Here is a 13484-nt window from a genome sequence, read left to right on the forward strand (position 1 = left end):
CCCTGCCCCCCTTCCCGAATCCAATGGCGAAGGCCAAAAGAAACGGCGAAAAGGAGGGGCAGGGGCTATCGGCTCATTCCGGGATGCTGGCCAGGCCCGGAGCCAGGAAACGGCGGCCGGTGACGCGCTCGCTGACGCCCTCGCGGTCGAGGTAGGGCGTCACTCCGCCGAGGTGGAACGGCCACCCGGCGCCGGTGATCAGACACAGGTCGATGTCCTGCGCCTCGGCCACCACACCCTCGTCCAGCATCAGCCGGATCTCCTCGGCGATGGCGTCCAGCGCCCGCTCGCGCACCTGCTCCTCGGTCAGCACGCCGTCTCCCACCTGGAAGAGCGAGGCGACCTCCGGGTCCAGCTCCGTCGTCCCGGGCAGGTACAGGCTCCGCTTGCCGGCCTCGACGACCCGGCCCAGGTTCTCCGAGACGGCGAACCGGTCGGGGAAGGCCTGGTGCAGTGTGCCCGCGACATGGTGGGCGACGGCCGGGCCGACCAGCTCCAGCAGCTGGATGGGCGACATGGGAAGTCCCAGCGGCGCCAGCGCCCGGTCGGCCACCTCGACGGGTGTGCCCTCGTCGATGGAGCGCAGCACCTCGCCGAGGAACCGGGTCAGCACCCGGTTGACGACGAAGGCGGGGGCGTCCTTGACGAGCACGGCCGTCTTCTTCAGCTTCTTGGCGACCCCGAAGGCGGTGGCCAGCGCGGCGTCGTCGGTCTTCTCGCCCCGGACGATCTCCAGCAGCGGCAGGATGGCCACCGGGTTGAAGAAGTGGAAGCCAACGACCCGCTCGGGGTGCTTGAGCTGGGAGGCCATCTCGCTGACGGACAGCGAGGAGGTGTTGGTGGCGAGGATGGCGTGCTCCGGCACGACCGCCTCGACCTCGGCGAACACCTTCTGCTTGACGCCCATCTCCTCGAAGACGGCCTCGATGACGAAGTCCGCGTCGGCGAAGGCGGCGGCCTTGTCGAGCGAGCCGGTCACCAGGGCCTTGAGGCGGTTGGCCTTGTCCTGGTTGACACGACCCTTGAGCAGCAGCTTGTCGATCTCCTCGTGGCAGTAGGCCACGCCCTTGTCCACGCGCTCCTGGTCGATGTCGGTCAGTACGACCGGCACCTCGAGGCGGCGGGCGAACAGCAGCCCGAGCTGCGAGGCCATCAGACCGGCGCCGACCACGCCCACCTTGGTGACCGGACGCGCCAGGTCCTTGGAGGGGGCGCCCGCCGGGCGCTTGGCGCGCTTTTGCACCAGGTTGAAGGCGTAGATGCCGCTGCGCAGTTCGCCGCCCATGATCAGGTCGGCCAGCGCCTGGGTCTCGGCCTCGAAACCCTTGCGCAGGTCACCGTTCTTGGCGGCGGCGATGATGTCCAGGGCGCGGTAGGCGGCCGGAGCCGCGCCGTGCACCTTGCTGTCGGCGATCTGCCTGCCGCGCTCGACGGCCGCGTCCCACGCCTCGCCGCGGTCCACCTCGGGGCGTACGACCTCGATCTCGCCCTTGAGGACGGACGCCGTCCAGCGCAGCGACTCCTCCAGGAAGTCGGCGCCTTCGAACAGGGCGTCGGCGATGCCCAGTTCGTAGACCTTCTCGCCCTTGAGCTGGCGGTTCTGGTTGAGCGAGTTCTCGATGATGACGCTGACCGCGCGGTCGGCGCCGATCAGGTTCGGCAGCAGCGCGCAGCCGCCCCAGCCGGGGACGAGGCCCAGGAAGACCTCGGGCAGCGAGAAGGCGGGCAGCGCGGCGGAGACGGTGCGGTAGGTGCAGTGCAGCCCCACCTCGACGCCGCCGCCCATCGCCGCGCCGTTGTAGTACGCGAAGGTCGGTACGGACAGGTTGGCGAGCCGGACGAAGACGTCGTGGCCGCCCTTGCCGATGGCGACCGCGTCCTCGTGCCGCTTCAGCAGCTCGACGCCCTTGAGGTCGGCGCCGACGGCGAAGATGAAGGGCTTGCCGGTGAGGCCGACGCCCTTGATCTCGCCGTCCGCCGCCTCCTTCTCCACCTGGTCGATGGCGGCGTTCAGATTGGCCAGCGACTGCGGACCGAAGGTGGTCGGCTTGGTGTGGTCCAGCCCGTTGTCCAGCGTGATGAGGGCGAACCTGCCCGCGCCGTAGGGCAGATCGAGGTGGCGGACGTGGGCCTGGGTGACGACCTCGTCGGGGAACAGCTCGGCTGCGCCCCTCAGCAGCTCGGTGGTGGTGTTGGCGCTCACTTGTTGCCCTCCCAGTGGGGGTTCTCCCAGATGACGGTCCCGCCCATGCCGAAGCCGACGCACATGGTGGTCAGGCCGTAGCGGACGTGCGGCTGCTCCTCGAACTGGCGGGCGAGCTGGTTCATCAGCCGTACGCCGGAGGAGGCCAGCGGGTGGCCGAAGGCGATGGCGCCGCCGTACTGGTTGACGCGCGGGTCGTCGTCGGCGATGCCGTAGTGGTCCAGCAGCGCGAGCACCTGGACGGCGAACGCCTCGTTGATCTCGAACAGGCCGATGTCGTCGATCGACAGTCCGGCCTTGGCCAGCGCCTTCTCGGTGGCCGGCACCGGGCCGACGCCCATCACCTCGGGCTCCACACCGGCGAAGGCGTAGGACACCAGGCGCATCTTGACCGGCAGCCCCAGCTCCTGGGCCACGTCCTCGGCGGCGATGAGGGAGGCGGTGGCACCGTCGTTGAGCCCGGCGGAGTTGCCGGGCGTGACGCGGCCGTGTGCGCGGAACGGCGTCTTGAGGCCGGCCAGGCCCTCCAGGGTGGTGCCGGGCCGCATCGGCTCGTCGGCGGTGGCCAGGCCCCAGCCGGTCTCCCCGCCCTCGGGCGAGGTGCGGCGCACGGAGATCGGCACCAGATCGGGCTGGATGCGGTCGTTGGCGTAGGCCTTGGCCGCCTTCTCCTGGCTGCGCACCGCGAAGGCGTCGGCGCGCTCCTTGGTCAGGTGCGGGAAGCGGTCGTGCAGGTTCTCGGCGGTCATGCCCATGAACATCGCCGACTCGTCGACCAGCTTCTCCGAGACGAAGCGCGGGTTGGGGTCCACGCCCTCGCCCATCGGGTGCCGACCCATGTGCTCCACACCGCCGGCGACGACGATGTCGTAGGCGCCGAAGGCGATCGAGCCGGAGGTCGTCGTCACGGCCGTCATCGCGCCCGCGCACATCCGGTCGATGGAGAAGCCGGGCACGGTCTGCGGCAGCCCCGCGAGGATTCCGGCGGTGCGGCCCAGGGTCAGCCCCTGGTCACCGATCTGGGTGGTCGCGGCGACGGCGACCTCGTCGATGCGCTCCGGAGGCAGGTCGGGGTTGCGGCGCAGCAGCTCACGGATGCACTTGACGACCAGGTCGTCGGCGCGGGTCTCGTGATAGATGCCCTTGGGGCCCGCCTTGCCGAACGGTGTGCGAACGCCGTCGACGAAGACGACGTCCCTTGCGGTACGAGGCACGATGGCTCTCCTCCAGGTGCGGCCAGGGGTCTGTCGTCCCCCATGCTACTTGTCGGTAACCGCCTGGCAAGGGTTGCCCTCCTCACGGCTGGGCACGATGCCGATCGCCGGGCGGCCGCCTCACACGGAGGCGGTGAGCGCGGCGCGCAGCAGCTCGGCGGTCTGGGCGATCTGCCACTCGCGCGCGCCGAGCTCCCGCAGCGCGCCGGAGACCGACTCCACCGTCACCTCCGCCGGAGGCTCCCAGCACAGCCGGCGGACCGTGTCCGGCGTCAGCAGGTTCTCCTGCGGCAGGTTCAGCTCCTCCGCGTGCTGGGTGACGGCGGCGCGGGCCGCGGCCAGCCGGGCCGCGGCGGCCGGGTCCTTGTCGGCCCAGGACCGGGGCGGCGGGGGACCGTTGGTGGCCTGCGCCTGCTGCGGAAGCTCCTCCTCCGGCAGCGCGCGGGCCCGCTCGACGGCCGCCTGCCACTGGTCGAGCTGCTTGCGGCCCACCCGCTGACCGAAACCGGGCAGGGCCGCCAGCGCCCGCGCGTTCGACGGCATGGCCAGCGCCGCCTCCACGATCGCCGCGTCGGACAGCACCTTGCCCGGTGACACGTCCCGCTTGCGTGCCACCGCGTCCCGCGCCTGCCACAGCTCCCGTACGACGGCCATCTGCCGGCGCCGCCGCACCTTGTGCATGCCCGAGGTGCGGCGCCAGGGGTCCTTGCGCGGCGGTGGGGCCGGAGCCGCCGCGATGGCCGCGAACTCCTCCTGGGCCCACTCCAGCTTGCCCTGCCGGGACAGCTCGTCCTCCAGCGCGTCCCGCAGATCCACCAGCAGTTCCACATCGAGCGCCGCGTACCGCAGCCAGGGCTCGGGCAGCGGACGCGTGGACCAGTCCACGGCGGAGTGGCCCTTCTCCAGGGCGTAGCCGAGCACGTTCTCCACCATCGCGCCCAGTCCCACCCGGGCGAATCCGGCGAGCCGCCCGGCCAGCTCGGTGTCGAAGAGCCGCGTGGGCCGCATGCCTATTTCCCGCAGGCACGGCAGGTCCTGGCTGGCGGCGTGCAGCACCCACTCGGTGCCCGCCAGCGCGGCGTCGAGGCCCGACAGATCGGGGCAGGCCACCGGGTCGATCAGCGCGGTGCCCGCACCCGCGCGGCGCAGCTGCACCAGATAGGCCCGCTGCCCGTACCGGTACCCGGACGCGCGCTCGGCGTCGACAGCCACCGGGCCGGACCCGGTGGCGAAGGCGTCGGTCACCCGCGCCAGCTCCTCGGCCGTCACGATGACGGGCGGGATGCCCTCGCGTGGTTCCAGGAGCGGGACCGGCGCCGGCGCTGCGTCCTGGAGGGGGGCCTGAGCTGCGGATGCTGATGCGGTCTCTTGGGCGTCGGTCACCAGTCAAGGGTATCCGCGCGCACGCAATGGCGAGCGCCCGCCGACGGAACGTTACGTCGACGGGCGCCCGGAGAGCCGAAGCGGTGGGGGAGGGAGCGGGAGTACCGGGGAGTAGGGGCAGGAGTCAGTGGATGATGCCCGTCCGCAGGGCGACGGCGACCATGCCCGCGCGGTCGCCGGTGCCCAGCTTGCGGGCGATCCGGGCGAGATGGCTCTTGACGGTGAGCGCCGAAAGGCCCATCGACACGCCGATGGCCTTGTTGGACTGGCCCTCGGCCACCAGACGCAGCACCTCGACCTCGCGGCCGGACAGCTCCCGGTAGCCGCCGGGGTGGCCGGGACCTCCGGGACCACCGCCCGGCCTGCGGTGCATACGGGCGGCAGCGGCGGCGCCGATGGGGGCGGCGCCGTGCCGGGTGGGCAGCGGGCCGCCCAGGTTGGTGCGGGTGCCGGTGACGACGTAGCCCTTGACGCCGCCGGCCAGTGCGTTGCGTACGGCACCGATGTCGTCGGCGGCGGACAGCGCGAGGCCGTTGGGCCAGCCCGCCGCCCTTGTCTCGGACAGCAGGCTGAGCCCGGAGCCGTCGGGCAGGTGGACGTCGGCCACGCAGATGTCGCGTGGGTTGCCGATTCGGGGGCGGGCCTCCGCGATGGACGACGCCTCGATCACGTCCCGCACGCCGAGAGCCCACAGATGGCGGGTCACGGTGGAACGGACGCGGGGGTCGGCCACGACGACCATGGCCGTCGGCTTGTTCGGGCGGTAGGCGACCAGGCTTGTGGGGTGCTCAAGGAGAACAGACACCGGGCCTCCTGAGGGAGTGGCTGTGGGGGACGGAACCGAACGAGTCGGGTATTCCGCGTGAAGGGTCACAGACTCCTTCGGCACCTTCTCCACCCCCCTTTAGAGAAAGATCACGAATTAGTGACCCGAAATTCCACAATCCTGTTTCCCCGGGCATTTTCCCCCGGCTGAAAACATTCCTTTGTCTACACAGAGACCGTCGTGTCGGCGATCGGAATTGTGCGGCGTCTTTGTAGACAAAACGCCGCACCCGGCGGGAGGGGCTCCCGCCGGGTGCGGCGATGAAGAGAAGAGACGCGCCCCGTAAGGGGCGCGGGGAACTGCGCGGCGAGCCAGGTCACACCCGCAGTCTGCTGACGACGCACAGGGGCAGCCCCCTCCCCGGCACAAGGGAGGGGGCGAGCAAGCTCCGTCGGACAAGCCCTAGCGCGGGCCCCTGCGCTGGGGCAGCTGCACCACGGAGGTGGCCTCCCCGGTCTCCGGGGGCAACCCCGCGCACTGGCAGAGGAGTTCGCACCAGGCGGTCAGATGCGCGGCCGCATCCGGAGTGGCGCCCTCGGGCGTCCAGCTCGCCCGGATCTCCAGCAACTCCTCCGCGGGGCGCTCCGCCAGCCCGCCGAAGTAGGCGGAGCTCGACCGCGTCACCGTCCCGCTCGGCTGCGTGTACCCGGCGCCCCGCGCCTCCAGCGCCCCGGTCAGCCAGGTCCAGGTCACCTCGGGCAGCAGCGGGTCACCGGCGATCTCCGCCTCCAGCTCGGCCCGGCCGAGTGTGACCACCCGGAAGGTGCCCTGCCAGGACTCCTGGCCCTGCGGGTCGTGCAGCAGCACGAACCGTCCGTCGGCCAGTTCGGTGTCCGTGTCGTCCGGATCCGTCACCGTCGCCTCCAGCGCGAAGGAGTACGGCGCCAGTCTCCGGGGTGCCGGGAGGGTGGCGAGCCTGATCTCGGGGCGCGGCCGGGTCTCGCTCAGCGCCGCGACAGCCGCCCGGAAAGGCGGCGGAGAGGAGTCCCCGCCCCCGCCACCGGAGCCTCCCGTCCCGCTGGTGTCTTCCACTCCGCCGGAGCCTCCCGCCTTCGCCGCCCGAGCCGCAGTCATGGGCCGAAGAGTAGGCGGACGGCGGGCTTCAGGCTGGTAAGGACACCCCATTAGGCCGTGGGAGACTTCGGGTGTGAGTGGAAACGACCGCCCTGAGGGCCAGCCGACGCAGCCACCGGACGTCGCAGCGAGCGCTGCGGCGGACACGGCCTCTTCACCGTTTCTCCGCGCGTGCCGCCGTGAGCCGGTGCCGCACACACCGGTGTGGTTCATGCGGCAGGCCGGCCGTTCGCTGCCCGAGTACCGCAAGGCACGCGAGGGCACCGCGATGCTGGAGTCGTGCATGCGGCCCGATCTGGTCGCCGAGATCACCCTCCAGCCCGTACGGCGGCACAAGGTGGACGCCGCGATCTACTTCAGCGACATCGTCGTCCCCCTCAAGGCCATCGGCGTCGATGTCGACATCAAGCCGGGCGTCGGCCCCGTCGTCGAGAAGCCGATCCGCAGCCGGGCCGACCTGGAGCGGCTGCGGCCCCTGGAGCCGGAGGACGTCTCCTATGTGACCGAGGCGGTCGGCATCCTCACCCGCGAGCTCGGCTCCACCCCGCTCATCGGCTTCGCCGGTGCGCCCTTCACCCTGGCCAGCTATCTGGTCGAGGGCGGCCCCTCGAAAAACCACGAGCGCACCAAGGCGCTGATGTACGGCGACCCCGAACTGTGGGCGGAACTGCTGGACCGGCTCGCCGACATCACCGCCGCCTTCTTGAAGGTGCAGATCGAGGCAGGGGCCGCTGCGGTGCAGCTCTTCGACTCGTGGGTGGGCGCGCTGGCCCCGGAGGACTACCGGCGCAGCGTGCTGCCCGCCTCCGCGAAGGTCTTCGGGGCCGTCGCCGGTTACGGGGTGCCCCGGATCCACTTCGGCGTCGGCACCGGAGAGCTGCTCCCGCTGATGGGGGAGGCCGGTGCCGACGTGGTCGGCGCCGACTGGCGGGTCCCGGTGGACGAGGCAGCGCGCCGGGTGGGTCCCGGCAAGGCGATCCAGGGCAACCTCGACCCGGCCGTGCTCTTCGCGCCCCGCGAGGCGGTCGAGCGCCAGGCCGCCCGCATCCTGGAAGCCGCACGGGGGCTGGAGGGGCACATCTTCAACCTCGGACACGGTGTCCTGCCGGACACCGACCCGCAGGCGTTGACGGATCTGGTGGCCTACGTGCATGAGTGCTCGCGCTGAGGCGCGGGCCGCGGGCCGTGGGCGGGTGCGTGCTGGTTGCGGCCGTCTTTGATTCCGCCGGACCCTCGCCGTCGTGGTGTACCGCCGTCGCGGCGGGAAAAGGGGAAGGTCCCGGGGGAGAGGGGGGGAGGTCCCAGTGGCGGTGGGTCAGTGGGTTCTCACTGCCGCTGCGGCCTTCCGGGCGGCGACCAGTACCGGGTCCCACACCGGGCTGAACGGTGGGGCGTAGCCCAGGTCGAGGGCGGTCATCTGCTCCACCGTCATGCCCGCGTGCAGGGCGACCGCGGCGATGTCCACGCGTTTGCCCGCGTTCTCCCGGCCGACGATCTGGACGCCGAGCAGTCGCCCCGAGCGGTGCTCGGCGAGCATCTTGACGTGGATCGGCCGGGTACCGGGGTAGTAGCCGGCCCTGGTGGTCGACTCGATGACCACGCTCGCGAACCGTAGTCCGACGGCGGTGGCCTGCGCCTCCAGCAGACCCGTTCTGGCGATCTCCAGATCGCACACCTTGCTGACCGCCGTGCCGACCACGCCGGGGAAGGTGGCGTAGCTGCCGCCGATGTTGGCGCCGATGATCTGCCCGTGCTTGTTCGCGTGCGTGCCCAGCGGTACGTGCTGGGGGCGGCCGGAGACGAGGTTGAGGACCTCCACGCAGTCGCCGCCCGACCAGATGTTCTCCTGGCCGCGGACCCGCATGCTCAGATCCGTCAGCAGCCCCCCGGACTCGCCCAGGGGCAGCCCCGCCTCGCGGGCCAGCGCGGTCGCGGGCCGCACGCCGAGGCCAAGTACGACCACATCGGCCGGGTATTCGGCGTCCTGGGTCGCCACCGCGCGGGCCCGCCCCTGGTTGTCGGTGAGGACCTCGGTGACGGCCGCGCCCAGCACCGTCTCGATGCCCAGCGAGCACATCGCCTCGTGGACCAGCTTGCCCATGTCCGGGTCGAGGGTGGACATCGGCTGCTCGGCCTTCTCCAGCACCGTCACCTCGTAGCCGCGCTGGACGAACGCCTCGGCCATCTCCACGCCGATGTAGCCGGCCCCGACGACGACGGCCCGGCGCCGCCCGGACCCTCCACCGGCGGCCTCCACCCCCCGCTCCAGCCCGTCCAGCAGTTCCTGTCCGTCGTCGAGTGTCTGCACCCCGTACACGCCCTCGGCGTCGATTCCGGGCAGCGGCGGGCGCACCGGGACGGCTCCGGTGGCCAGCACCAGCTGGTCGTATCCCACCCACTGCTCGGTGCCCTCCTGCTCCCGCACCCGCACCCGCTGGCCGTCCACGTCCAGCTCGACCGCCTCGGTGCGCATCCGCAGGTCGATGCCGCGCGAACGGTGCTCCTCGGGCGAGCGGGCGATCAGCTCGTCACGCTCGGGGACGGCACCGCTCACCCAGTACGGGATGCCGCACGCGGAGTACGAGGAGAACCGGCCCCGCTCGAAGGCCACGATCTCCAGCTCCCCCGGCTCCTTGAGCCGGCGTGCCTGCGCTGCCGCCGACATTCCCGTGGCATCGCCACCGATGACCACCATCCGCTCCGCTGCCGCCATCGCGGACGCTCCCTTCGCCGTACGGGCCGTACGGGGCCCACCGGACCTGCTGCCACTGACAGGGCCCACGCTATGCGCCGGTCACCGTTCTGCGAGACTTGCCCACATGCACGTACTCGTCATCGGGGGCGGTATCTCCGGGCTGGCCGCAGCGCACCAACTGCTGGCCTCCGGTGTGCGGGTGACCCTGTTGGAGGCCACCGACCGGCTCGGCGGCAAGCTGAGGGCGGGCAGCATCGCCGGGACCGCCGCCGTCGACCTGGGCGCGGAGTCCATGCTGGCCCGGCGCCCCGAGGCCGTGGAGCTGGCGCGTGCCGTGGGGCTCGGCGAACAGCTCCAGCCGCCGTCCGTGGCCGGGGGCGCGATCTGGACGCGCGGCGCCGTGCGTCCCATGCCCAAGGGGCATCTGATGGGCGTCCCCGGGGACCCGGCCGCGCTCGGCGGGGTGCTCTCACCCGAAGGGCTGGCGCGTATCGCCGAGGACGGGCGGCTGCCGCGTACCGAGGTCGGCGAGGACGTGGCCGTGGGCGACTACGTGGCACGAAGGCTCGGCCGGGAGGTCGTCGACCGGCTCGTGGAGCCCCTGCTGGGCGGGGTGTACGCCGGTGACGCGTACCGGATCTCGATGCGCGCCGCCGTGCCGCAGCTGTACGAGGCGGCGCGCGGTGAGCGCTCCCTGCTGGCCGCGGTGCGTGCCGTCCAGGAGCGCGCCGCCACCTCTCCCGCCCCGCCCGGGCCGGTCTTCATGGGCATCGAGGGCGGCATCGGTCGGCTGCCCGGGGCCGTGGCCGAGGCGTGCACCGCCAAGGGCGCCGACATCCGGCTGAACACCCCTGTCACCCGGCTGGGCCGGGTGCCGTCCGAGGCCGGGTCCGGCTGGATCGCCGAGACCCCGCACGAGACGGTACGGGCGGATGCCGTCGTGCTGGCGACGCCCGCACCCACCGCCGCCCGGCTGCTGGCCCCGCACGCGCCCGCCGCCGCCGCGGAGCTGGACACGGTCGAGTACGCCTCGATGGCCCTGGTCACGCTGGCCTTCCGCAGGTCCGAGGCGGACCGCGTCCCGGACGGCAGCGGCTTTCTGGTGCCCCCGGTGGACGGCCACGCCATCAAGGCGGCCACCTTCTCCGCGCACAAGTGGAGCTGGGTCGCGGCCCAGGACCCCTCCCTGTTCGTGCTGCGCACCTCGCTGGGCCGCTACGGCGAGGAGAGCACGCTGCAGCGGGACGACGCCGAACTGGTCGAGCTGTCGCTGCGCGACCTGCGCGCCGCCACCGGTCTGCGGGCGCGCCCCGTCGACACCCTCGTCTCCCGCTGGGACGGCGGCCTGCCGCAGTACCCGGTCGGACACCTCGAGCGCGTCGCCGCCATCCGGGCAGCCGTCGACGCGCTGCCAGGACTCGCCGTGGCCGGTGCCGTCTACGAGGGCGTGGGCATCCCGGCCTGCGTGGCCAGTGGCCGGCGCGCGGCCCGGCACGTCCTGCAACCAGCCCACGTACCGGAACCAGCCGAGTCAGCCAACGAGAACGGTGAGAAGACACGCCATGAGTGAGGCAGCGCAGAAGTCCCCCAACGCGGGCAAGAAGGCCAAGGACCTCAACGAGGTCATCCGCTACACCCTCTGGTCGGTCTTCCGGCTGCGCGACGTGCTGCCCGAGGACCGCGCCGGGTACGCGGACGAGGTGGAGGAGCTGTTCGGCCGGCTCGCCGACAAGGACGTGGTCGTCCGCGGCACCTACGACGTGTCCGGACTGCGGGCCGACGCCGATGTGATGATCTGGTGGCACTCGGAGGACTCCGACGCACTCCAGGACGCCTACAACCGCTTCCGCCGCACCAAGCTGGGCCGCGCGCTGGAGCCCGTGTGGTCGAACATGGCGCTGCACCGCCCCGCGGAGTTCAACAAGTCGCACATCCCCGCGTTCCTCGCCGACGAGGAGCCGCGCGCCTATGTGAGCGTCTACCCGTTCGTCCGCAGCTACGAGTGGTACCTGCTGCCCGACGAGGACCGCCGCCGGATGCTCGCCGACCACGGCAAGATGGCCCGCGGCTTCCCCGACGTACGGGCCAACACCGTGCCGGCCTTCTCGCTGGGCGACTACGAGTGGATCCTCGCCTTCGAGGCCGACGAGCTGTACCGCATCGTCGACCTGATGCGGCACCTGCGCGGTTCCGAGGCCCGGCTCCACGTCCGTGAGGAGGTCCCCTTCTACACGGGCCGCCGCAAGCCGCTGAGCGAGCTGGTCGCGGGACTGGCGTAACCGGTAGCCGACCGTTCAGCGCCCGGCCCGCGCGACGGTGGCCGGTGGCGACTTCTTCGCGGCGCCCGGCTCGGGCGCGGGCCGGGCGCCGCACTCCGCATGGTGGCCCGGCGTCCTGCCCTGGAAGAGGTATCGCTCGACGTGCTGGTCCACGCACGCGTTGCCGCCGCTCACCCCGTGGTTGCCCGCGCCGCGCTCGGTCACCAGTGCGGAGCCCGGCAGCCGGCGCCGGGTCTCCAGCGCGCCCTTGTAGGGGGTGGCCGCGTCCCGGGTCGCGGCCACCAGGAGCACGGGAGGCAGCTCCCCGGGTTTTGCGCGGACGTTCGTGGGGGTGGCCGATTCCGTCTTCCAGTAGGCGCACGGCAGGTTCATCCAGGCGTTGTTCCAGGTGTTGAACGGGGCCACCGCCGCGGTGGCGGTGTTGTCCCGGTCCCAGCGGGTCCAGTCGCGGGGCCAGGGAGCGTCCTGGCACTCGACGGCGTTGTAGACGGCGTTGCCGTTCTCCTCGCTCCCGGCCCGTTTCATCTCGGGCGCCGCCACCTTCACCAGTGCCTGCGGGTCGCCCTTGCGGAAGTCCGCGAGCGCCCGGGCGTACGGGGCCCAGGTCACGTCCGCGTAGCCGGTGTCCAAGAAGGTGTTCAGCAGTTCCTTGGAGCCGACCGTCCCGCCCGCCGGCTCGCGGTCCACGGCTGCCCGTACGGCGTCGAAGGACTCCTGCACCTGGCGGGCCGTGCGGCCCAGCCGGTAGGTGTCGTGGTGCCGGGCGACCCATGTCTTCCAGTCCTCCCAGCGCCGCTGGAAGGCCCGGTTCTGGTCGAGGTTGGCCTGGTACCACACGCTGCCGGGGGACGGGTCGACCACGCTGTCCAGCACGAGGCGCCCCACGTGGCCGGGGAAGAGGGTCGCGTAGACGGAGCCGATGTACGTGCCGTAGGACACGCCGAAGTAGCTGAGCTTGCGCTGCCCCAGCGCGGCGCGCAGCACATCCAGGTCGCGGGCGTTGTTCGGCGTCGTGTAGTGCCGCAGCCGGTCGGGCTGGGCCTCGGCGCACCCGGCGGCGTAGGCCGCGGCCTTCCGGTTCATGGCCTGTTTGAACGCCCAGGTGGGGCGCTCGGGGGCGAAGTTGGGGCCCTTGAGGAACTCCTCGGGGTCCTGGCAGGAGAGCGGGTCGGAGCGGCCGACGCCGCGAGGGGCGTAGCCGATGAAGTCGTAGCGGGTGTTGAGGCGCTTCCACAGGCCGCCGAGCCGGGGATAGAGGGGGAAGTTCATCCCGTTGCCGCCCGGGCCCCCCGGGTTGTAGACGAGCGGCCCCAGGCGTTTGTCGGCCTCACCGGTGGCCCGGGCCCTGCTGACGGTGAGGGAGATGTGCTCGCCGTCCGGCCGCGCGTAGTCCACCGGGACCGAGACCGTGCCGCACTCGACGGACCGGGGCAGGCGCTCGGCGGCGGGACAGTGCCGCCACCGGATGCCGTCGGCGGCGGCCTCCCGGGCCGCCGCGGCGACACCGGCCGACTCCGGTACGCCGTCCGAAGGACGGGAGTCGTCGCGGGCGTCGGCCCCGGAGGCAGGCGCCAGGGCGAGGGCCAGGGCCAGGGCACCGGCTGTGGAGGGGATCGCTGCTGCACGCACTGGGGCTCCCGCTGTGTGTCGCTGTTGCTCCGTCAGCCGTGCTCCGAGCACTGCCGTTCATATTGGATGCTCAGCGGCTCATACGCAGATGTAAAGCATCCTCATCCGGTGTCGCGGAACACCCCTCGGATGGGGTGTGCCGTGGCATCGGAGGGCACCGGGGGCCGAGGGCGGCTGTCCG

Annotated in this window: 10 protein-coding genes; 3 read left to right on the plus strand and 7 right to left on the minus strand. The window is 72.1% G+C overall.

The genetic code is table 11. The features are described 5' to 3' along the window. Window positions 1-73: 73 nt before the first annotated feature. The 5 genes from JW613_RS17565 to JW613_RS17585 all read right to left on the minus strand — a co-directional run bounded on the left by JW613_RS17565 (window position 74) and on the right by JW613_RS17585 (window position 6700). A complete protein-coding gene (locus JW613_RS17565) occupies window positions 74-2203 on the minus strand; it encodes a 3-hydroxyacyl-CoA dehydrogenase NAD-binding domain-containing protein (RefSeq protein WP_209211767.1) in 2130 nt (709 codons plus the stop codon). Further along, window positions 2200-3417, minus strand: coding sequence for a thiolase family protein (locus JW613_RS17570; RefSeq protein ID WP_209211768.1), 1218 nt, complete (start codon window positions 3415-3417; stop codon window positions 2200-2202). The genes JW613_RS17565 and JW613_RS17570 overlap by 4 nt, the downstream gene beginning before the upstream one ends. Window positions 3418-3537: 120 nt before the next feature. Then, the gene (locus JW613_RS17575) at window positions 3538-4800 is read right to left on the minus strand and encodes a ribonuclease D (protein WP_209211769.1); all 1263 of its coding nucleotides are present in this window, start codon (window positions 4798-4800) and stop codon (window positions 3538-3540) included. A 124-nt stretch (window positions 4801-4924) separates the two neighbouring features. Next, on the minus strand, window positions 4925-5605 hold the full coding sequence (locus JW613_RS17580) for a response regulator transcription factor (RefSeq protein ID WP_099884917.1): 681 nt from the start codon (window positions 5603-5605) through the stop codon (window positions 4925-4927). A gap of 423 nt (window positions 5606-6028) precedes the next feature. Then, complete coding sequence (locus JW613_RS17585) at window positions 6029-6700, minus strand: DUF3000 domain-containing protein (protein ID WP_209211770.1); 672 nt, start codon at window positions 6698-6700, stop codon at window positions 6029-6031. A gap of 73 nt (window positions 6701-6773) precedes the next feature. On the opposite strand from JW613_RS17585, the gene hemE reads away from it, so the two are divergent. Further along, on the plus strand, window positions 6774-7868 hold the full coding sequence (gene hemE / locus JW613_RS17590; RefSeq protein WP_209211771.1) for a uroporphyrinogen decarboxylase: 1095 nt from the start codon (window positions 6774-6776) through the stop codon (window positions 7866-7868). A 147-nt stretch (window positions 7869-8015) separates the two neighbouring features. Here the strand turns inward: hemE and JW613_RS17595 are convergent, their stop codons facing one another. After that, window positions 8016-9413, minus strand: coding sequence for an FAD-dependent oxidoreductase (locus JW613_RS17595; RefSeq protein WP_209211772.1), 1398 nt, complete (start codon window positions 9411-9413; stop codon window positions 8016-8018). 106 nt (window positions 9414-9519) lie between these two features. On the opposite strand from JW613_RS17595, the gene hemG reads away from it, so the two are divergent. Beyond that, a complete protein-coding gene (gene hemG / locus JW613_RS17600; protein WP_209211773.1) occupies window positions 9520-10965 on the plus strand; it encodes a protoporphyrinogen oxidase in 1446 nt (481 codons plus the stop codon). After that, the gene (gene hemQ / locus JW613_RS17605) at window positions 10958-11674 is read left to right on the plus strand and encodes a hydrogen peroxide-dependent heme synthase (RefSeq protein WP_209211774.1); all 717 of its coding nucleotides are present in this window, start codon (window positions 10958-10960) and stop codon (window positions 11672-11674) included. Before hemG ends, hemQ begins: the two co-directional genes overlap by 8 nt. Window positions 11675-11689: 15 nt before the next feature. Here the strand turns inward: hemQ and JW613_RS17610 are convergent, their stop codons facing one another. Next, complete coding sequence (locus JW613_RS17610) at window positions 11690-13303, minus strand: alpha/beta hydrolase (RefSeq protein ID WP_209211775.1); 1614 nt, start codon at window positions 13301-13303, stop codon at window positions 11690-11692. Window positions 13304-13484 lie beyond the last annotated feature (181 nt).

This window comes from Streptomyces smyrnaeus (genome assembly GCF_017676345.1).
GTDB classification, from domain to species: Bacteria; Actinomycetota; Actinomycetes; order Streptomycetales; family Streptomycetaceae; genus Streptomyces; species Streptomyces smyrnaeus.

Excerpts from the sequence above, each read along its gene's own strand:
- JW613_RS17585 (WP_209211770.1), bottom strand. The coding sequence starts at position 6,700 with ATGACTGCGGCTCGGGCGGCGAAGGCGGGAGGCTCCGGCGGAGTGGAA.
- JW613_RS17595 (WP_209211772.1), bottom strand. The coding sequence starts at position 9,413 with ATGGCGGCAGCGGAGCGGATGGTGGTCATCGGTGGCGATGCCACGGGA.
- hemG (WP_209211773.1), top strand. The coding sequence starts at position 9,520 with ATGCACGTACTCGTCATCGGGGGCGGTATCTCCGGGCTGGCCGCAGCG.
- hemQ (WP_209211774.1), top strand. The coding sequence starts at position 10,958 with ATGAGTGAGGCAGCGCAGAAGTCCCCCAACGCGGGCAAGAAGGCCAAG.